The organism is Pseudomonas sp. GW821-FHT02B10 (assembly GCF_059421865.1).
Window position 1 is genome coordinate 177292 of the sequence record NZ_JBWKVU010000006.1, and the last position, 19894, is coordinate 197185.

The 19894-nt window shown below is 63.4% G+C and carries 19 protein-coding genes; 2 read left to right on the plus strand and 17 right to left on the minus strand.

Annotation, left to right across the window (positions count from 1 at the left end):
• Positions 1–84 precede the first annotated feature (84 nt).
• Positions 85–1233: an acyl-CoA dehydrogenase family protein gene (locus AC07VU_RS15780; RefSeq protein WP_274306061.1), complete on the plus strand. Its 1149-nt coding sequence runs from the start codon at positions 85–87 to the stop codon at positions 1231–1233.
• A gap of 107 nt (positions 1234–1340) precedes the next feature.
• Here the strand turns inward: AC07VU_RS15780 and AC07VU_RS15785 are convergent, their stop codons facing one another.
• From AC07VU_RS15785 to ccoN (AC07VU_RS15860), 16 genes are all read right to left on the minus strand, one after another.
• On the minus strand, positions 1341–1889 hold the full coding sequence (locus tag AC07VU_RS15785; RefSeq protein ID WP_007922389.1) for an adenine phosphoribosyltransferase: 549 nt from the start codon (positions 1887–1889) through the stop codon (positions 1341–1343).
• Positions 1890–1973: 84 nt separating this feature from the next.
• Positions 1974–2708 carry a fumarate/nitrate reduction transcriptional regulator Fnr gene (gene fnr, locus AC07VU_RS15790; RefSeq protein WP_009042954.1) on the minus strand — a complete coding sequence of 245 codons (735 nt, stop codon included), beginning with the start codon at positions 2706–2708 and terminating at the stop codon, positions 1974–1976.
• Between the two features lie 307 nt (positions 2709–3015).
• The gene (gene hemN / locus AC07VU_RS15795; RefSeq protein ID WP_495030119.1) at positions 3016–4398 is read right to left on the minus strand and encodes an oxygen-independent coproporphyrinogen III oxidase; all 1383 of its coding nucleotides are present in this window, start codon (positions 4396–4398) and stop codon (positions 3016–3018) included.
• 152 nt (positions 4399–4550) lie between these two features.
• Positions 4551–5234 (minus strand): sulfite exporter TauE/SafE family protein, encoded by a 684-nt coding sequence (locus AC07VU_RS15800; protein ID WP_495030120.1) that lies wholly within the window; start codon positions 5232–5234, stop codon positions 4551–4553.
• Positions 5227–5457: a cbb3-type cytochrome oxidase assembly protein CcoS gene (gene ccoS, locus AC07VU_RS15805; RefSeq protein ID WP_495030121.1), complete on the minus strand. Its 231-nt coding sequence runs from the start codon at positions 5455–5457 to the stop codon at positions 5227–5229. Before ccoS ends, AC07VU_RS15800 begins: the two co-directional genes overlap by 8 nt.
• Before the next feature lie 24 nt (positions 5458–5481).
• Complete coding sequence (locus AC07VU_RS15810) at positions 5482–7932, minus strand: heavy metal translocating P-type ATPase (RefSeq protein WP_495030122.1); 2451 nt, start codon at positions 7930–7932, stop codon at positions 5482–5484.
• Positions 7933–8019: 87 nt separating this feature from the next.
• Positions 8020–8559 carry a FixH family protein gene (locus AC07VU_RS15815; RefSeq protein WP_007922399.1) on the minus strand — a complete coding sequence of 180 codons (540 nt, stop codon included), beginning with the start codon at positions 8557–8559 and terminating at the stop codon, positions 8020–8022.
• An 11-nt stretch (positions 8560–8570) separates the two neighbouring features.
• The gene (ccoG, locus tag AC07VU_RS15820; protein WP_053260290.1) at positions 8571–9986 is read right to left on the minus strand and encodes a cytochrome c oxidase accessory protein CcoG; all 1416 of its coding nucleotides are present in this window, start codon (positions 9984–9986) and stop codon (positions 8571–8573) included.
• Positions 9987–10283: 297 nt separating this feature from the next.
• Entirely contained in the window at positions 10284–11261 is a 978-nt protein-coding gene (gene ccoP, locus AC07VU_RS15825) for a cytochrome-c oxidase, cbb3-type subunit III (RefSeq protein ID WP_007922407.1), read from the minus strand.
• Positions 11258–11443 (minus strand): CcoQ/FixQ family Cbb3-type cytochrome c oxidase assembly chaperone, encoded by a 186-nt coding sequence (locus AC07VU_RS15830; RefSeq protein WP_003175465.1) that lies wholly within the window; start codon positions 11441–11443, stop codon positions 11258–11260. Before AC07VU_RS15830 ends, ccoP (AC07VU_RS15825) begins: the two co-directional genes overlap by 4 nt.
• A 5-nt stretch (positions 11444–11448) precedes the next feature.
• Positions 11449–12057, minus strand: coding sequence for a cytochrome-c oxidase, cbb3-type subunit II (gene ccoO / locus AC07VU_RS15835; RefSeq protein WP_009042961.1), 609 nt, complete (start codon positions 12055–12057; stop codon positions 11449–11451).
• Complete coding sequence (gene ccoN / locus AC07VU_RS15840) at positions 12057–13499, minus strand: cytochrome-c oxidase, cbb3-type subunit I (RefSeq protein WP_495030123.1); 1443 nt, start codon at positions 13497–13499, stop codon at positions 12057–12059. Before ccoN (AC07VU_RS15840) ends, ccoO (AC07VU_RS15835) begins: the two co-directional genes overlap by 1 nt.
• 478 nt (positions 13500–13977) lie before the next feature.
• On the minus strand, positions 13978–14931 hold the full coding sequence (ccoP, locus tag AC07VU_RS15845) for a cytochrome-c oxidase, cbb3-type subunit III (protein WP_277588232.1): 954 nt from the start codon (positions 14929–14931) through the stop codon (positions 13978–13980).
• Positions 14928–15152: a cbb3-type cytochrome oxidase subunit 3 gene (locus AC07VU_RS15850; RefSeq protein ID WP_007921351.1), complete on the minus strand. Its 225-nt coding sequence runs from the start codon at positions 15150–15152 to the stop codon at positions 14928–14930. Before AC07VU_RS15850 ends, ccoP (AC07VU_RS15845) begins: the two co-directional genes overlap by 4 nt.
• Before the next feature lie 3 nt (positions 15153–15155).
• The gene (gene ccoO, locus AC07VU_RS15855; protein WP_007921349.1) at positions 15156–15764 is read right to left on the minus strand and encodes a cytochrome-c oxidase, cbb3-type subunit II; all 609 of its coding nucleotides are present in this window, start codon (positions 15762–15764) and stop codon (positions 15156–15158) included.
• Positions 15765–15774: 10 nt separating this feature from the next.
• Positions 15775–17199, minus strand: a complete 1425-nt coding sequence (gene ccoN / locus AC07VU_RS15860) for a cytochrome-c oxidase, cbb3-type subunit I (RefSeq protein WP_495030124.1) — start codon at positions 17197–17199, stop codon at positions 15775–15777.
• Between the two features lie 99 nt (positions 17200–17298).
• Between ccoN (AC07VU_RS15860) and AC07VU_RS15865 the strand changes: the two genes are divergently transcribed.
• Positions 17299–17997 carry an alpha/beta family hydrolase gene (locus AC07VU_RS15865; protein ID WP_495030125.1) on the plus strand — a complete coding sequence of 233 codons (699 nt, stop codon included), beginning with the start codon at positions 17299–17301 and terminating at the stop codon, positions 17995–17997.
• A gap of 187 nt (positions 17998–18184) precedes the next feature.
• On the opposite strand, the gene AC07VU_RS15870 is transcribed toward AC07VU_RS15865, so the two are convergent.
• Positions 18185–19750, minus strand: a complete 1566-nt coding sequence (locus AC07VU_RS15870) for a methyl-accepting chemotaxis protein (protein WP_007921342.1) — start codon at positions 19748–19750, stop codon at positions 18185–18187.
• Positions 19751–19894 lie beyond the last annotated feature (144 nt).

A 19894-nucleotide genomic window follows, 5' to 3' on the forward strand; every position in this document is an offset into this window, starting at 1 on the left:
CTCCTACAGGGTGGTTCGTGCAGTCCTTCTTGAAAACCAAGCAAGCGCTAGGTAAGTTTCCTCAACCTTCAGAGGAGCTTGCCGATGTCTGCCTGCCAGGAATACTTCGACCCTAGCCATCAGTTGGTCCGCGACAGCGTTCGACGTTTCGTCGAGCGGGAAATCCTCCCGGACATCGATCAATGGGAGGAGGCGCAAGGCTTCCCCCGCGAGCTGTACCTCAAGGCTGGCGCGGCCGGCATCCTCGGTATCGGCTATCCCGAGGCCCTGGGGGGCAGCCATGAGGGCGACCTGTTCGCCAAGATCGCCGCCAGCGAGGAGCTGATGCGCTGTGGCTCCGGCGGCCTGGTGGCGGGCCTGGGCTCGCTGGACATCGGTTTGCCGCCGATCGTCAAATGGGCGCGGCCCGAGGTTCGCGAGCGAGTGGTGCCGCAGGTACTGGCGGGGGAGAAGATCAGCGCCCTGGCGGTCACCGAGCCCGGCGGCGGTTCGGACGTGGCCAATCTGCAGACCCGGGCGCTGCGTGACGGCGACTTCTACCGCGTCAGCGGCAGCAAGACCTTTATCACCAGTGGCGTGCGCGCCGATTTCTACACGGTGGCGGTGCGTACCGGCGAGCCCGGTTTCGGCGGCATCAGCCTGCTGCTGATCGACAAGGGCACACCGGGATTCACCGTCGGCCGGCAACTGAAGAAGATGGGCTGGTGGGCGTCGGATACCGCCGAGCTGTTTTTCGATGATTGCCGGGTGCCGGCCAGCCATTTGATCGGCGTCGAGAACCTGGGCTTCGCCTGCATCATGGGCAACTTCCAGAGCGAGCGGCTGGCGCTGGCCTTGATGGCCAACATGACCGCGCAGCTGGCGTTGGAAGAGAGCCTGAAGTGGGCCCGGGGGCGTGAGGCCTTCGGCAAGCCCATCGGCAAGTTCCAGGTGATCAAGCATCGTCTGGCGGAGATGGCGACCGCGCTGGAGGTGTCCCGCGAGTTCACTTATCGCCAGGCGGCGAAGATGGCGGCGGGCCAGAGCGTGATCAAGGAAATTTCCATGGCCAAGAACTTCGCCACCGATACCGCCGACCGCATCACCCACGATGCCGTGCAGATTCTCGGCGGGCTGGGTTACATGCGCGAAAGCCTGGTGGAGCGGCTGTATCGCGACAACCGCATCCTGTCCATCGGCGGCGGCACCCGGGAAGTGATGAACGAAATCATCAGCAAGCAGATGGGGCTGTAGGGCTATTGCTTCGCGAGCAAGCTCGCTCCTACAGGGGAATGCAAGCGACTGTAGGAGCGAGCTTGCTCGCGATAGCGTCGGGCCTGACTACTCAAGGGCGGAGTGCTTTACCGCTCGCTCAACGAGAACTGCGTCAGGCAGAAGGTTGGAATGTCCATGTCTCGCAGGCGTTGCGAGCCGCCCAGCTCAGGCAGGTCGATAATGGCGGCGGCCTCGTAGACTTTTGCCCCCATGCGGCGCACCAGGTTGGCCGCGGCGATCAGGGTACCGCCGGTGGCGATCAGGTCATCGAACATCAGCACCGAATCGCCTTCGCACAGGCTGTCGGCATGCACTTCCAGGAAGGCTTCGCCGTATTCGGTCTGGTAACCCTCGGCAAGCACATCGGCCGGCAGCTTGCCTTGCTTGCGGAACAGGATCAGCGGTTTGTTCAGCTGGTAGGCGATGATCGAGCCGATCAGGAAGCCGCGGGCATCCATGGCACCGACGTGAGTGAAGTCTTCTTCGACATAACGCTGGGCAAAGGTGTCGGCGACCAGGCGCAAGGCCTTGGGCGACTGGAACAGGGGAGTGATGTCACGGAAGATCACGCCCGGCTTGGGGAAGTCGATGACTGGGCGGATCAGGGATTTGATGTCGAAGGAGTCGAAGGCCATCGTGGCGGTGTCCTGGCGGGCATGAAGTGGAGCGCGCCAGTATAGCCCCGCCCGAGCCGCTTGGCTCGGGCGGGGGGCTCTGCCTCAGCCTTCCAGGGAGCCGCCGGCGAGGGCGCACAGCTGGATCGGGTCGAGAATGTGCACCTCTTTGCCTTCGGCGGCGATCAGCGCGTTCTGCTGGAAGCGGGTGAACACCCGGGACACGGTTTCCACCGCCAGGCCCAGATAGTTGCCGATCTCGTTACGCGACATGCTCAAGCGGAACTGGTTGGCCGAGAAGCCACGGGCGCGGAAGCGTGCCGACAGGTTGACCAGGAAGGTGGCGATGCGCTCGTCGGCGGTTTTTTTCGACAGCAACAGCATCATCTGCTGGTCGTCGCGGATCTCGCGGCTCATCACCCGCATCAGCTGGCGGCGCAGTTGGGGCAGCTGCAGGGCCAGTTCGTCGAGGCGTTCGAAGGGGATTTCACAGACCGATGTGGTTTCCAGGGCCTGGGCGGAAACCGGGTGGATCTCGGTGTCCATGCCGGACAGGCCGACCAGTTCGCTGGGCAGGTGGAAGCCGGTGATCTGTTCTTCGCCGCCGTCGCTGAGGCTGAAGGTCTTCAGGGCACCGGAGCGCACTGCATAGACGGAGTCGAAGGCGTCGCCCTGGCGAAACAGGAACTCGCCTTTTTTCAGGGGGCGGCCGCGTTTAACGATTTCGTCCAGCGCATCCATGTCTTCCAGATTCAGAGAAAGTGGCAGGCAGAGGGGGGCCAGGCTGCAATCCTTGCAATGGGCCTGGTTGTGAGCGCGCAGTTTTACTGGCTCGGACATTCAATAGAATCCTTGTGGGAAAACACACATAAGCCGTAAGGGTAACTCACGGGAGGAGGTTCCGGCCAGTCCGTGCCGTATTGGCGCTTAGTCGTAAAGCTGTCCGTTTGTAGCCTCCAGGCCACTGCGGGAAAATGCGCTCGTGCAGTCCATTCAGGGTATTTCCAGCGCTGCCCGTCACTTGCAGCCGCCGATTATCCCAGCGTCAAGTATCAGGCTTGTTTGCGCCTTGTCTGTCCCGACAGTTTTTGTCCGCCACCTGCGACAAGTTGTCGCGCCGAACGGTCAGGTCGTGGCTCATGACGCCCTAGATGACCCGGGAAAAACGCTGTCGATTCTGTTGCTCCAGATACGTGTCGAACACCATGCACACCGAACGCACCAGCAGGCGCCCGGCCGGCAGCACTTCAATGCCTTCGTTGCTCAGCTTGATCAGGCCGTCTTCGGCCATGGCTTGCAGTTGCGGCCAGAGGTCGCCGAAGTAACCGCGAAAGTCGATGTTGAACTGCTGCTCGATGGCCTCGAAGTCGAGGCTGAAATTGCAGATCAACTGCTGGATCACCGCGCGCCTGACGCGGTCGTCCTGATTGCATACCAGGCCGCGACTGGTGGCCAGTTGCGCGCCGCCCAACAGGTTCTGGTACTGGGTCAGGTCGCTGCTGTTCTGGCAGTACAGGTCGCCGATCTGGCTGATGGCCGAGACGCCCAGGCCGATCAGGTCGCAGTGGCCATGGGTGGTGTAGCCCTGGAAATTGCGTTGCAGGGTCGACTCTTCCTGGGCGATCGCCAGCTCGTCGTCGGGCAGGGCGAAATGGTCCATGCCGATGTAGCGGTAACCGGCGGCCGTCAGTTGTTCGATGGTGCGCTGCAGCATCTGCAGTTTTTCCGCCGGTTCCGGCAGCTCGTGGCTGTTGATCCGCCGTTGCGGCATGAAGCGCTCCGGCAGGTGGGCATAGTTGAACACCGAGAGCCGGTCCGGCTGCAGGTTGATGACTTCCTCGACGGTGCGGGCGAAGTTGTCCGGTGTCTGTTTTGGCAGGCCGTAGATCAGGTCGATGTTGATCGAGCGAAATTGCAGGGTGCGCGCCGCTTCGATCACCGCCCGGGTTTCTTCCAGGCTCTGCAGGCGATTGACCGCGCGCTGTACCGCCGGGTCGAGGTCCTGCAGGCCGATGCTGACCCGGTTGAAGCCCAGCTCGCGCAGCAGGCCCATGGTCGACCAGTCGGCTTCGCGGGGGTCGATCTCGATGCCGTAGTCGCCCGAATCGTCGTCCAGCAGGTTGAAGTGCTGGCGCAGGTGGCTCATCAGCTGCCGCAGTTCGTCGTGGCTGAGAAAGGTCGGGGTGCCGCCGCCGAAGTGCAGTTGCTCGACCTTCTGCCCGGGGTCGAGATGGCAGGCGATCAGCTGGATTTCCTGTTCCAGGCGCTGCAGGTAGGGCAGGGCGCGCCCGCGGTCCTTGGTGATGACCTTGTTGCAGGCGCAGTAGTAGCAGATGTTCGCGCAGAACGGCATGTGCACGTACAGCGACAGCGGGCGTAGCGCCTTGCGGCTCTCGCGCAGGGCGTGGAGCAAGTCGAAGGTGCCCACCTGGCTGTGGAATTGCACAGCGGTGGGGTAGGAGGTGTAGCGCGGTCCCGCCAGGTCGTAACGGCGGATCAGATCGGTGTCCCAACGAATGGCGTCGAGCATGCGGGAATTCCCCCGGTAGGCAGGCAGTGTTCGCGAGTCTAGGGGGTTGGCGCCCGAGCCATCTTGATTTGCATCAAGGCTGGCGGGGCGCGGAGCCTGTCATACGAGTCCGTCGTCGCTGCCGAAGGGCGGAGGCAGCGGGAAGGGTTGCCTCAGTGCCCCATCAACCAATGCTGATGCGGACCGGGCAAGGTCCAGATGCCGAACAGGATCACCAGCAGGCCACCGGCCATGCGCACGCTGCGCCGACGCAGCAGCGCGGTGACCCGTTCCGCTGCGAGCCCGGTCGCCAGCAGCACCGGCCAGGTACCCAGGCCGAAGGCCAGCATCAGCAAGGCGCTGTCGAGGGCATTGCCCTGGCTGGCGGACCACAGCAGGGTGCTGTAGACCAGGCCACACGGCAGCCAGCCCCAGAGCGCGCCCAGCAGCAAGGCGCGTGGCAGGCTCGACACCGGCAGCAGGCGGTTGGCCACCGGCTGTATATGGCGCCACAGGCCGCGTCCGAGGCTTTCGATGCGGGTCAGGCCGCTCCACCAGCCGGCCAGGTACAGGCCCATGGCGATCAGCAGCAGGCCGGCCAGCACACGCAGGGCCATGGCCGCCGGACTGCTGGCCACGGCCCAGCCGGCCAGGCCGATCAGCAGGCCCGCGGTGGCATAGCTGAGGATGCGTCCCAGGTTGTAGGCCAGCAGCAGGCGAAAACGCCGGCTGCGCTGCTCCGGGGGAATGGCCAGGGTCAGGGCGCCCATCAGGCCGCCGCACATGCCCAGGCAGTGACCGCCGCCGAGCAGGCCGAGAATCACCGCGGAAACCAGCAGCGGCGCCAGCTCAAGCATGGGGCGGCGCCTGGTCTTTGTGCGGTGGCTGCTCGGCCGCTGGCTGGCCCTTGGCTTCGTCGATCGCGGCGGTGTGCTTGGGGTCCTGGTCGTCGAACAGAATGCTGTGGGCGGGGCCGTCGAGGTCATCGTACTGACCGTTGTCGACCGCCCAGAAGAAGATGTAGATGGCGATGGCCACGATCAGCAGCGCCGCCGGGATCATCACGTAGAGAGCTGGCATGGGTAGGCTCCATGCCCGCGCGGCTCAGGCCGGCAGCGGGCGGGTTTGGGTCGTGGCCTCGGCCTGGGGCTGGCCCGGCAGGCGAGTCAGGCGCAGGGCATTGAGCACCACGGTCAACGAACTGATGGACATGCCGATGGCGGCCCATACCGGAGTGATCCAGCCGAGGGCGGCGAACGGCAGCATGAGGCCATTGTACAGCCCGGCCCACAGCAGGTTCTCGATGATTATCCGACGCGTGCGGCGGGCCAGGCCGAAGGCCTGCACCAGCGCATCCAGGCGGTTGGACAGCAGCACCGCATCGGCGCTGGTCTTGGCCAGGTCGGTGGCCGAGCCCATGGCCACGCTGATATCGGCGGCAGCCAGCACCGGCACATCGTTGACCCCGTCGCCGAGCATCAGCACTTTGCGACCCTGGCGATGCAGTTGTTGCAGCACCTGCAGCTTGTCGTCGGGACGCAGGCCGCCGCGGGCTTCGTCGATGCCCAGTTCGGCGGCGACGCTGGCGACCATCGGCGAGCTGTCGCCCGAGAGCAGCAGGGTGTTCCAGCCGCGCGCCTTGCAGGCGGCCAGCAGTGCCGGAGCATCGCTGCGCAGGCGATCGTCGAGGACCAGCCAGGCCAGCGGCCCTCGGCTATCGCCCAGCAGCAGCCATTGGCCGGCTTCGTCCGGCATCGCCGGGACTGCACAGGCGCTGAGCTCGCAGACGAAGGTGGGCTGGCCAATGCGCAGACGCTGTTCGCCCACCAGCCCTTCCAGGCCCAGCCCGGGCATGCTCAGCACTTCTTCCGCGGCCAGCGGCGCACGGCCGAAGGCCCGGGCAATCGGGTGTTCGGAGCGGTTTTCCAGGGCGGCGGCCAGGCCCAGGCACTGCTGGCTGTCGAGGTCGCCCACAGGAAGAATCGAGCGCAAGGCCAGGCGCCCCTCGGTGAGGGTGCCGGTCTTGTCGAAAATCACCGTGTCGATCTGGTTCAGGCCTTCGAGTACATGGCCGCGGGTCAGCAGCAGGCCGAGTTTGTGCAGGGTGCCGGTGGCGGCAGTGAGCGCGGTCGGGGTGGCCAGGGACAGCGCACAGGGGCAGGTAGCGACCAGCATGGCCAGGACGATCCAGAAGGCTCGGGAGGCGTCCAGCTGCCACCAGAGCAGGCCGATGGCGGCCGCGGCGATCAGGGAGAACAGCAGGAACCATTGGGCGGCGCGGTCGGCGATCTCCGCTAGGCGCGGTTTTTCCGCCTGGGCCCGGTCCAGCAGGCGGACGATGGCCGACAGGCGCGTGTCCTGCCCCAGGGCCAGGACCTCCACGGTCAGCGCACCCTCGACGTTGAGGGTACCGGCGGTGACCGCATCGCCGATATTGCGCGGTTGCGGCAGGTATTCACCGGTGAGCAGGGATTCGTCGATGCTCGACTGGCCATCGAGGATCTTGCCGTCGGCCGGCAGGATGGCGCCGGGATGCACCAGCACCTGGTCGCCCAGGCGCAGTTCGCTGAGCAGGATGCGTTCGCTCTGGCCGTCGGCGCCCAGGCGCAGGCACGAGGCCGGCAGCAGGTTCACCAGTTGCGCGGTAGCGGCGGCGGTGCGTTCGCGGGCACGGCGTTCCAGGTAGCGCCCGGCCAACAGGAACAGGGCGAACATGCCCACGGCATCGAAGTACAGCTCGCCGACGCCAGTGATCGAGGTCCAGATCCCGGCGATGTAGGCGGCGCCAATCGCCAGCGATACGGAAACGTCCATGGTCAGGTGGCGGGTGCGCAGGTCGCGCAGGGCGCCCTTGAAAAACGGCGCGCAGCTGTAGAACACGATCGGCGTGGTGAGAAACAACGCGATCCAGCGCAGGATGGTGTGCAGCTCGGGGCTCAGGTCGATATTGAATTCCGGCCAGGTGGCCATGGTCGCCATCATCGCCTGGAACCACAGCAGCCCGGCCACGCCCAGCTGGCGCAGGGCCAGGCGGTTTTCACTGGCCAATTGCTCGGCAGCACGGTCGGCCTGATAGGGGTGCGCGGCGTAGCCGATCAGGCGCAGCTCGCTGAGCACCTGGCTCAGTGGCAACTGGCTGTCGGCCCAGCGCACATGCAGGCGATGGTTGGACAGGTTCAGCCGCGCCTCGGCCACCGCCGGCAGGCTGCGCAGGTGTTTCTCGATCAGCCAGCCACAGGCGGCGCAACTGATGCCTTCCATCAGCAGGGTGGTTTCGGCCAGCTCGCCCTCATGCCGGACGAAGGGTTGCTGCACGTCCGCCCGGTCGTACAGCGCCAGTTCGTCCACCAGTTGCACCGGCAGCGCCTCCGGGTTGGCCGAGGCTTCGCTGCGATGGCTGTAGTAGCTCTCCAGGCCGCCGGCGACTATGGCTTCGGCCACCGCCTGGCAGCCCGGGCAGCAGAACTCGCGGGGAGCACCGAGCACGACGGCGGTGAAGCGGCTGCCGGAGGGGACGGGCAGGGCGCAGTGGTAGCAGGGCAGTGGCGTGGTCATCGCGGGTCTTTGTTCCAGGGGCGGACCTCATCGCCGGCAGGCCGCTGCCTGGGAAGCAGCAGCCTGCCGGCGATGTTCGGAGGGCGCTTACTTGTCCAGGTGTTCCGCGCCTTGCAGCGGTTCGTCACCCAGCAGCAGGTCCTTGTCGTGGCTGACCTGTTCCTCTTCGAACATGCGCCAGGTCTTGTCGCCCTCGACACCCAGCAGTTCGACAAACCGGCGGCCATCGACCTTGTCGCTCAACTGGCCAATGTAGCGGCCTTGTTCGGTTTCGCTGCGGGCGAGGGTGATCTTGCGGTCTTTTTCCGGCTGGGTCGGCGAGATCAGGTTCAGCTCCAGGGTGGCGGGCGCGCTGTTGCCGCTCAGGCGCAGGTCGACTTCGCCGGTGAGGTCATCCAGGTGCACGCTGGCGCGCAGTTGCAGGGTCTGGGCCAGCAGCTCGCGGTCCAGGGAGCGGTTGATGCCTTTGCCGGCCTCGTAGTAGTTGTCATTGACCAGGTTGTCCGGGTTGTTCACCGCGATGGTCACCATGGACAGGGTCAAGGTCACCGAGCAGGCCAGGATACCGATGATGATCCAGGGCCAGAGGTGCTTGTACCAGGGGCTTGTGGCGGTCGCTGCGGGCATGATGACTTCTCTTAACGAATTTGTGGGCCGATGAACCGGCTCTTGGCTTCAACGTGGACGCTTTCGTCGTCGGCGTCCTTGAGGATGAACTTCACCTCGTTGGTGCTCGACGGCAGTTGTTCCGGCGAGCTCGACAGCTCGACCGGCATGCTGACGATATCGCCGGCCGCCACCTTGATCTCGCGCCGGCCTTGCAGCTTGAGGTCCGGCAGGCCGGCGGCGTCCAGTACGTAGGTATGGTCGCGCTGGTCCTTGTTCATGATCTTCAGGCTGTAGACGTTCTCGATCCGGCCTTCGGCGTTCTCGCGATAGAGCACGCGGTCCTTGCTGACATCGAAGCCCACCAGCGAGCGCATGAAGAAGGCCGTGACCAGCAGGCTGATCATCGCCAGCAGCACCAGCGCATAACCGATCAGGCGTGGACGCAGTTTATGGGTTTTCTGTCCGGACAGGTTGTGTTCGGTGGTGTAGCTGATCAGGCCGCGCGGGTAGTCCATCTTGTCCATGATGTTGTCGCAGGCATCGATACAGGCGGCGCAGCCGATGCATTCGATCTGCAGGCCGTCACGGATGTCGATACCGGTCGGGCAGACCTGTACACACATGGTGCAGTCGATGCAATCGCCCAGGCCCATGGCCTTGTAGTCGGCGCCTTTCTTGCGCGGGCCGCGACCTTCGCCGCGACGTGGGTCGTAGGAGACGATCAGGGTGTCTTTATCGAACATCACGCTCTGGAAGCGTGCGTAGGGGCACATGTAGATGCACACCTGTTCGCGCAGCCAGCCGGCGTTGCCATAGGTGGCGAGGGTGAAGAAGCCGACCCAGAAATACGACCAGCCATCGGCCTGGCCGGTGAAGAAGTCGATGACCAGCTCGCGGATCGGCGAGAAGTAACCGACGAAGGTCATGCCGGTAACGAAGCCGATCAGCAGCCAAAGGCTGTGTTTGCTGAATTTGCGCAGGAACTTGTTGGCGCTCATCGGCGCCTTGTCGAGCTTGATGCGCTGGTTGCGGTCGCCTTCGGTGACCTTCTCGCACCACATGAAGATCCAGGTCCAGACGCTTTGCGGGCAGGTATAGCCGCACCAGACGCGCCCGGCGTACACGGTGATGAAAAACAGGCCGAAGGCGGCGATGATCAAAAGCCCCGACAGCAGGATGAAATCCTGGGGCCAGAAGGTGGCACCGAAGATGAAGAACTTGCGTTCCGGCAGGTTCCACCAGACGGCCTGGTGGCCGCCCCAGTTGAGCCACACCGTACCGAAATACAGCAGGAACAGGGCCGCACCGCCAACCATCCGCAAGTTGCGGAAGAGGCCAGTGAAAGCGCGTGTGTAGATTTTTTCCCGAGAGGCGTAGAGATCTACGCTGTTGTTCGAATTCTTGGCAGGAGGGGTGACGTCATGTACCGGAATCTGGTTGCTCATCATTGCATCCCACGGCAGTGGAGAAATGCCCCGGTCAGTACGTGCCGACCGCGATCAAGTAGGGGTGTTGCAGTGGCGCAATGATACGCCTGTCACTCTAGCTCAAGGGTGCGACCTTTGGTCGCGTTGGGGGAAATCAATTGATGGTGTAATGACTTGAATCAATTGACTTGTGAATTATGGACGCTTTTCGCCGCGACCGCGTTCAATCGTATCGACGCGACGCCAGGGGAGGGCGAAAAAAAGCCCCGCCAATTTCCATTGGCGGGGCCTTTTTATGACCCGAAGGTGTCTGCCTTACTCGGCGTCCGCCGGCTTGTCACTGTGGGACAGGCTGTAGACGTAAGCGGCCAGCAGGTGAACCTTGTCGTTGCCTTGCAGCTGTTCCTGGGCAGGCATCTGGCCCTGGCGGCCGTAACGGATGGTCTGCTGCAGTTGGGCGAAGCTCGAGCCGTAGATGAACGCGCCCGGGTGGGTCAGGTCAGGCGCGCCCATGGCTGGGGTGCCTTTACCGGCCGGACCGTGGCACGCCACGCAGTTGGCGGCGAAGATCTTCTGGCCGTTGGCCGGGTCGGCCTTGGCGCTTTCCGGCAGCTTGCGGCCATCGAGGTTGGTCAGCACATAGGCGGCCACATCGCTGACGCCTTGTTCGCCGATGACTTCGGCCCAGGCCGGCATCACCGCGTGACGACCGCCCATGATGGTGGTCTTGATGGTCTCCGGCTCGCCGCCCCAGCGCCAGTCGGCGTCGGTCAGGTTCGGGAAGCCATAGGCGCCCTTGGCGTCGGAACCGTGGCAGACCGAGCAGTTGGAGGCGAACAGGCGGCCACCCATCTTCAGGGCTTGCGGGTCCTTGGCGACTTCTTCGATCGGCATGGAGGCGAACTTGGCGAAGATCGGACCGAACTTGGCGTCCGACTTGGCCATTTCCTTTTCCCACTCGTGCACGCCGGTCCAGCCGGTCTGGCCGTTGGCGAAGGGGGTCTGCTTTTCGGTGTCCAGGTAGTTGTAGCCTGGCAGCAGGCCTTTCCAGTTACCCAGGCCCGGGTAGAGCACCAGGTAACCCAGGGCGAAGACGATGGTGCCGACGAACAACATGAACCACCATTTCGGCAGCGGGTTGTCGTACTCCTCGATCCCGTCGAAGGAGTGGCCGACCGTCTCGTCGGTCTGCTCAGCGCGCTGGCCCTTGCGGGTCGACAGCAGCAGCCAGGTCAGGGCGAAAATGGTACCCAGACTGAGGACTGTGACGTACAGACTCCAGAACGTAGTCATTCTTTGTTACTCCTAGAAGCTTGCTCGACGTGCTTGATGGCTTCGGGATCATCCGCGAACGGCAGCAAGGTCGCGTCTTCGAACTCGGACTTGCGCTTGGGGCTGAATACCCACAGCGCCAGGCCGATGAAGGCCACCATCACCACTACGGTGCCCAGGCCACGAATCATCCCGATATCCATCTAAATCACCGTTTGCTTTTGATGATGGTGCCCAGGCCTTGCAGATAGGCCACCAGCGCGTCCATTTCGGTTTTGCCCTTCACGGCATCCTTGGCACCGGCGATGTCTTCGTCGGTGTAAGGGACGCCGAGCGTGCGCAAGACTTCCATTTTTTTCGCGGTGTCTTTGCCGTCGAGCTTGTTTTCTACGAGGAACGGGTAAGCCGGCATTTTCGACTCGGGTACAACGTTGCGCGGGTTGTACAAGTGCGCACGCTGCCAGTCATCGGAGTAACGACCACCGACGCGGGCCAGGTCCGGACCGGTACGCTTGGAACCCCACAGGAACGGGTGGTCCCAGACGCTTTCACCGGCGACCGAGTAGTGGCCGTAACGTTCGGTTTCAGCACGGAACGGACGGATCATCTGCGAGTGGCAGCCGACACAGCCGTTGGCGATATAGACGTCGCGGCCTTCCAGTTCCAGCGCGGTGCGCGGCTTCATGCCTTCCACCGGCTTGTTGGTGACGTCCTGGAAGAACAGCGGGACGATCTGGGTCAGGCCGCCGATGCTGACGGCGATGACCATGAAGAAGGCCAGCAGGCCGATATTCTTCTCTACTGCTTCATGCTTCATCAGTGAGCTCCAACTACAGAGATCTGAGCGGCGGCTTCAGCTTCAGCCGGGTTCGAGGCGCGAACGGTGCGGAACACGTTGTACGCCATGAACAGCATGCCGGCGGCAAAGAACGCACCGCCCAGGGCGCGCACGATGAAACCAGGGTGGCTGGCCTGCAGGGCTTCGACGAAGGAGTAGGTGAGGGTGCCGTCATCGTTGATTGCACGCCACATCAGGCCCTGGGTGATGCCGTTGACCCACATCGAGGCGATGTAGAGCACGGTACCGATGGTTGCCAGCCAGAAGTGGGTGTTGATCAGGCCGATGCTGTGCATCTGCTGGCGACCGAAGACTTTCGGGATCATGTGGTACAGGGCGCCGATGGAGATCATCGCTACCCAGCCCAGAGCGCCGGCGTGTACGTGGCCGATGGTCCAGTCGGTGTAGTGCGACAGCGAGTTGACGGTCTTGATCGCCATCATCGGACCTTCGAAGGTCGACATGCCGTAGAACGCCAGGGACACCACCAGGAACCGCAGGATCGGGTCGGTGCGCAGCTTATGCCAGGCGCCCGAGAGGGTCATCATGCCGTTGATCATGCCGCCCCAGCTTGGCGCCAGCAGGATGATCGACATGGCCATGCCCAGGGACTGTGCCCAGTCCGGCAGCGCGGTGTAGTGCAGGTGGTGCGGACCGGCCCAGATGTACAGGGTGATCAGCGCCCAGAAGTGCACGATGGACAGGCGATAGGAGTAGATCGGACGCTCGGCCTGTTTCGGCACGAAGTAGTACATCATCCCCAGGAAGCCGGTGGTCAGGAAGAAGCCCACGGCGTTGTGGCCGTACCACCACTGGATCATGGCGTCGGTTGCGCCCGAGTAGGCCGAGTAGGACTTGAAGAAGCTGACCGGCAGGGAAGCGTGGTTGACGATATGCAGCATCGCGGTGACCACGATGAAGGCACCGTAGAACCAGTTACCCACATAGATGTGCTTGGTCTTGCGCTTGACGATGGTGCCGAAGAACACCAGACCGTAGGTGACCCAGACGATGGCCAGCAGGATAGCCAGGGGCCATTCCAGTTCCGCGTATTCCTTGGTGGTGGTGTAACCCAGCGGCAAGGTAACGATCGCGCCGATGATCACGGCTTGCCAACCCCAGAAGGTGAAGGCCGCCAGGCTGTCGGAAATCAGTCGCGTTTGGCAGGTTCGCTGCACGACGTAGTAAGAAGTGGCAAACAACGCACATCCACCGAAGGCGAAAATCACCAGGTTGGTGTGCAGCGGGCGCAGGCGTCCAAAGGTCGTCCATGGCAGACCGAAGTTCAACTCCGGCCAGACCAGTTGCGAGGCGATGAAGACACCGAGCCCCATGCCAAGGATCCCCCAGACCACCGTCATGATGGCGAACTGGCGGACTACCTTATAGTTATAAGCAGTCGGACTGATTGCTGTGCTCATTCTAAGGTTCCACGGTTTGGGTGTTTTATTAGGAGTAAAAATCGGCCGCAAGTATGGAGAAAGCAGGGGGTCATTGCAACGCGCCATGACCTGGGTCAATGCTTTCAAAAGCTGATTCTGCGGCCTTTCCATGCGCGGAGTAAGGACAAAATCGGCCCAGGACAAAATGTCGCAGCGGATGAAAAAGGCGAGGGGGTACAGGTCAGTTGTAACCGGGTGTGTGGAAAGCCATTGAGCGAGCGACAGACGGTAAGTGGCACGACAGCCGGTATACACCAGCCTTTGCGGCCTGTCCTCGAACGACGGCTTCGAATGGAGCGGCTACTTCTGGTCTGTGACCGGCCATTGCCAGTCCACTGCGAAGCAGCTTAGACCTGAATCCGGAGAGTGGAAAGGCAGAGGGTAGAGAGGGTGCGACACTTGGTCGCGCAGAGGCAGGGAACTGCCGCATCGAGCGATGCGGCAGTGGGTGGAGCGGTTATTGCTCGCTTGGGGTATCGGTCTGCGGCTGGCTGGCCGCGTTGTGGGACAGGTTGTAGACGTAGGCCGCGAGCAGCTGCACCTTGTCGTTGCCCAGCAGTTCGCTCTGCGCCGGCATGTGGCCCTGGCGACCATGGCGAATGGTCTGTTGCAGCTGGGTCAGGCTGGTGCCGTAGATGAAGCCCGCCGGTTGCGTCAGGTTCGGCGCGCCCATGAGTTCCGTGCCCTGGCCGTTGGCGCCGTGACAGGCGACGCAGGTGGTGCTGAACGCCTGCTTGCCGGCGACCAGGTCGGCGCTGCTGTCGGCGGGCAACGGCAGGCCGGCGAGTTCGTGACGCACATAGGCCGCGACGTTCTTCACCCCGTCCTCGCCCAGCACTTCACCCCAGGCCGGCATGGCCGCCATGCGACCGCCCATGATGGTGGCCTTGATGGTGTCGGCGTTGCCGCCCCAGCGCCAGTTGTTGTCGGCCAGGTTAGGGAAGCCGAAGGCGCCCTTGGCATCCGAGCCGTGGCACACCGAGCAGTTGGAAGCGAACAGGCGTCCGCCCATTTTCAGCGCCTGCGGATCCTTGGCCACTTCTTCCACGGGCATGGCGGCGAACTTGGCGAAGATCGGGCCGAACTTGGCGTCTGCCTTGTCCATTTCCTTTTCCCACTCGTGCACGCCGGTCCAGCCATTTTCATAGCCGGGCAGGATGCCTTTCCAGTTGCCCAGGCCCGGGTAGAGGATCAGGTAGCCGACGGAAAACACCAGGGTGCCGGCGAACAGCATGAACCACCACTGCGGCAGCGGGTTGTCGTACTCCTCGATGCCGTCGAAGCTGTGGCCCATGGTCTGGTCGACGCTGCCCTTGGTCTCGCCCTTGCGCGTGCCGATCAACAGCCAGGTCAGGCCGATCAGGCTGCCGATGGTCAGTACGCAGATGTACGTACTCCAGAAGGTGGTCATGGCCGAATGCTCCTTGTCGCGTGCTCTTCGGATTGAGCGTCATCAGATGGATTGCCGTGCACTTGCGGCGAAGGTTCGTCGGCGAAGGGCAGCAGGCGCGCCTGGGCGAACTCCGGGTTGCGCTTGGCGTTGAAGACCCAGATCGACAGGCCGATGAAGGCAATCATCACCACCAGCGTGCCGAGCCCGCGGATCATGCCGCTATCGAGTTCAAGAACCATGGCTCACCTCTTGCTCTTGATCGCAGTGCCAAGCACTTGCAGGTAGGCGACCAGGGCATCCATCTCGGTCTTGCCCTTGAGGGAGGCGACGGCACCGGCGATATCGTCGTCGTTGTACGGCACGCCGAGGGTGCGCATGGCGCGCAGCTTGGTCTCGGTGTGACTGCTGTCGACCTGTTGGGTGACCAGCCATGGGTAGGCCGGCATCTTCGACTCGGGCACCACGTTGCGCGGGTTGTACAGGTGCGCGCGGTGCCAGTCGTCGGAGTAGCGGGCGCCGACCCGGGCCAGGTCCGGACCGGTACGCTTGGAACCCCACAGGAACGGGTGGTCCCAGACGCTTTCACCGGCGACCGAGTAGTGGCCGTAGCGTTCGGTCTCGGCGCGGAACGGACGGATCATCTGCGAGTGGCAACCGACGCAGCCTTCGCGGATGTAGATATCGCGGCCTTCCAGCTGCAGGGCGGTGTAGGGCTTCATGCCTTCCACCGGCTTGTTGGTGACGTCCTGGAAGAACAGCGGGACGATCTGGGTCAGACCGCCGATGCTCACGGCAAATACCATCAGCAGCATCAGCAGGCCGACGTTTTTCTCGATGACTTCGTGTTTCATGGCGGACTCCTCAGGCCATCTGCGCAGCGGCGGTGATTTCGGCAGGCTGGGCCGCGCGCACGGTGCGCCAGGTGTTGTAGGCCATCAGCAACATGCCGAAGAGGAAGATCGCGCCACCGACCAGCCGCACGATGAAGCCTGGGTGGCTGGCCACCAGGGTTTCGACGAAGGAGTAGGTCAGCGTCCCGTCTTCATTGACGGCGCGCCACATCAGGCCCTGGGCGATGCCGTTGACCCACATCGAGGCGATGTAGAGCACGGTGCCGATGGTGGCGAGCCAGAAGTGCGCGTTGATCAGGCCGATGCTGTGCATCTGCTGGCGACCGAAGACTTTCGGGATCATGTGGTACAGGGCGCCGATGGAAATCATCGCTACCCAGCCCAGGGCGCCGGCGTGTACGTGGCCGATGGTCCAGTCGGTGTAGTGGGAGAGGGCGTTGACGGTCTTGATCGCCATCATCGGACCTTCGAAGGTCGACATGCCGTAGAACGCCAGGGACACCACCAGGAACCGCAGGATCGGGTCGCTGCGCAACTTATGCCAGGCACCCGACAGAGTCATCATGCCGTTGATCATGCCGCCCCAGCTGGGTGCCAGGAGGATCAGCGACATCACCATGCCCAGGGACTGCGCCCAGTCCGGCAGCGCGGTGTAGTGCAGGTGGTGCGGGCCGGCCCAGATGTACAGGGTGATCAGTGCCCAGAAGTGCACGATGGACAGGCGATAGGAGTACACCGGACGCTCGGCCTGCTTGGGCACGAAGTAGTACATCATCCCCAGGAAGCCCGCGGTCAGGAAGAAACCCACCGCGTTGTGACCGTACCACCATTGCACCATGGCGTCGGTCGCACCGGCATACACCGAGTAGGAATTGGTCAGGCTGACGGGCAGTTCCAGGTTGTTGACGATGTGCAGGATGGCCACGGTGATGATGAAACCGCCGAAGAACCAGTTGCCGACGTAGATGTGCTTGGTGTTGCGCTTCATCACCGTGCCGAAGAACACGATGGCGTACGCTACCCAGACGATGGTGATGAGGATGTCGATCGGCCATTCCAGCTCGGCGTATTCCTTGGAGCTGGTGTAGCCCAGCGGCAGGCTGATGGCCGCCAGGAGGATTACCAGCTGCCAGCCCCAGAAGCAGAACGCGGCGATTTTCGGCGCAAACAGCTGGGTCTGGCAGGTGCGTTGCACCGAGTAGAAGGAGCTGGCGAACAGTGCGCAGCCACCAAAGGCGAAGATCACCGCGTTGGTGTGCAACGGGCGCAGGCGACCGAAACTGGTCCAGGGCAGGTTGAAGTTGAGTTCGGGCCAGACCAACTGGGCAGCGAGAAAAACCCCGAGCCCCATGCCGACGATGCCCCACACCACCGTCATAATGGCGAATTGGCGGACCACCTTGTAGTTGTAGGCGGTACTGATAGAAGTGTTCATGGTTCCCCATCCACGGTTCAGCTGAAGTGAAAGCGACTGCGCACGGCAAGGCGCGCTCACTTCTTCTGGAGTTATAGGCAGACTAAAAGCGAGGTAAGCATGGGCAAACGGCAAGGGGCTGTTATTGACGGGGATCAATGGGCGCAGTGCGTGCGGGAACGGGGCTGGCTCTGGGATGTCGCGCAGCCGTCGCCGGCCGGCGAGCCGCTGACCCTGATCCTGGCCCATGGCGCTGGCGCGCCGATGGACAGCGCTTTCATGAACGATATGGCCACACGCCTTGCGGCGCATGGGGTCAACGTCCTGCGCTTCGAGTTTCCCTACATGGCCCAGCGTCGCCTCGATAGTGGCAAACGGCCGCCTAACCCGGCGCCGAAGCTGCTGGAGTGCTGGCGCGAGGTCTATGCCCAGGTGCGACCTCATGTCGCTGGGCAGTTGGCCATCGGCGGCAAGTCCATGGGCGGGCGCATGGCCAGTTTGCTCGCCGATGAGCTGGGCGCCGATGCGCTGGTGTGCCTGGGGTATCCGTTTTATGCCGCCGGCAAGCCGGAGAAACCGCGGGTCGCTCACTTGGCCGAATTGCGCACCACGACCCTGATCGTCCAGGGCGAGCGCGACGCCCTCGGTAACCGGGCGGCGGTCGAAGCCTATGCGCTGGCGCCGGCTATCGAGCTGTTCTGGCTGGCGGCGGCCGACCATGACCTGAAACCGCTCAAGGCCTCAGGCTTCACCCATGAGCAGCACCTGGAAGCGGCGGCGCGGAAGGTCGCCGAGGTCTTGCGCCAGTTGAATGGCTGAACGCTTTTTTGACTGTAGGAGCGAAGCTTGCTCGCGATTGTTTTTCAAGGCGACAACGGTGGCGGCTGCCAAGCTCCATCGCGAGCAAGCTTCGCTCCTACAGATACAGAAGACGTGCGTGGTGCTGGAAAACAGGCAATAAAAAACCCGGAAGGCGAACCTTCCGGGTTTTTTGTCTGGCTTCGGTTTAGCGGTTGAAGCGTTCGACCAACGAGTACTGGGTGTTGGCGGTGCGGGTCAGCTCTTCGCTGAGTTGCGCCGAATGCTGGGCCTGCTCCGAGGTCTGGTCGGCCAGTTGGGCGATGGTGCTGATGTTGCGGCTAATCTCCTCGGCCACGGCGCTTTGCTCTTCGGTGGCGGCAGCGATCTGGGTGGTCATGTCGGTGATGTTGGCCACCGCTTCGCTGATTCCCACCAGCGCCTGGTCGGCTTCCAGCACCCGGGCCACGCCTTCCTCGGCCTGACGGTGTCCGGCGTCCATGGTCTGCACCGCCGTGCTGGCGGTTTGCTGGAGCTTGGCGATCAGGGTGTGGATCTGCCCGGTGGATTCGCTGGTGCGTTGCGCCAGTTGGCGAACCTCGTCGGCCACCACCGCGAAGCCGCGGCCCATTTCCCCGGCGCGAGCCGCTTCGATGGCCGCGTTCAGCGCCAGCAGGTTGGTCTGGTCGGCGATGCCCTTGATCACATCGACCACGCCACCGATTTCGTCGCTGTCCTTGGCCAGCTGGGTCACGGTCAGGCCGGTTTCGCCCACCACCACCGACAGGCGCTGGATCGCTTCGCGGGTTTCCCCGGCGATGTCGCGACCGCGCCCGGTGAGGCGATTGGCTTCCTGGGTGGCGTCGGCGGTGCGCTGCACGTGGCTGGCCACTTCCTGGGTGGTGGCGGCCATCTGGTTGACCGCGGTGGCCACCTGTTCGGTTTCCACGCGCTGGCGTTCCAGGCCGCTGGAGCTGTTGTGCGCCAGGGTGTCGGACTGCCGCGCCTGCTCGTTGAGGTGCTCGGCGGTATCCTGCAGGCGGGTCAGGCAGGTTTTCAGGCGGGCTTCCTGGCTGAGGATCGACATCTCCAGGCGCGCCTGGGCGCCACGGCTGTCGGTGTACATCTGGGCGATCAGCGGGTCGGAGGTGGTCTGTTCGGCCAGGCGCAGCAAACGCTTGAGGCCGCGCTGTTGCCAGCTCAGCCCGAGCAGGCCGAGCGGCACGCAAAGGCCGGCGGCGAGGGCAAAGCCCCAGGAAGAGTTGAGCCAGGCGCCAATCAGGAAGCTCAGCTGGCTGATCAGGATGAATGGCAGCCAGTCCTGAAGTATCGGCAGCCATTTGTCGCGTTTCGGAATGGCCGACTTGCCCTGGTTGATGCGTTGGTAAAGCGCTTCGGCGCGGCGGATCTGCTCGGCGGTGGGCTTGACCCGCACCGACTCGTAGCCGACCACTTGCTGGCCTTCGAAGACCGGTGTCACGTAGGCGTTGACCCAGTAATGGTCACCGGTCTTGCAGCGATTCTTGACAATGCCCATCCATGGCAAGCCTTGTTTCAGGGTGGCCCACATGTGCGCGAACACCGCGGCCGGGACGTCGGGGTGACGGACCAGGTTGTGCGGTGCGCGGACCAGTTCCTCACGAGAAAACCCGCTGATTTCAACGAAGGCATCGTTGCAGTAGGTGATCACGCCTTTGGCATCGGTGGTGGAGATCAACCGTTGCTGAGTCGGAAAGGTACGTTCGCGCTGGGTGACGGGCTGGTTGTTACGCATGGTTTTTCTATCCGCAAGGCTTTGATAGGTTGTCGGCGGCCTTCGCCAATTATTGAGGTTTTTTTCAGTAATTTGAGAAGTGCCTCATTGACAGAGGCCTTATTTTGCAAGCAGGGGCGAGGGGGCGCGGCGAAGCCGAGGCCC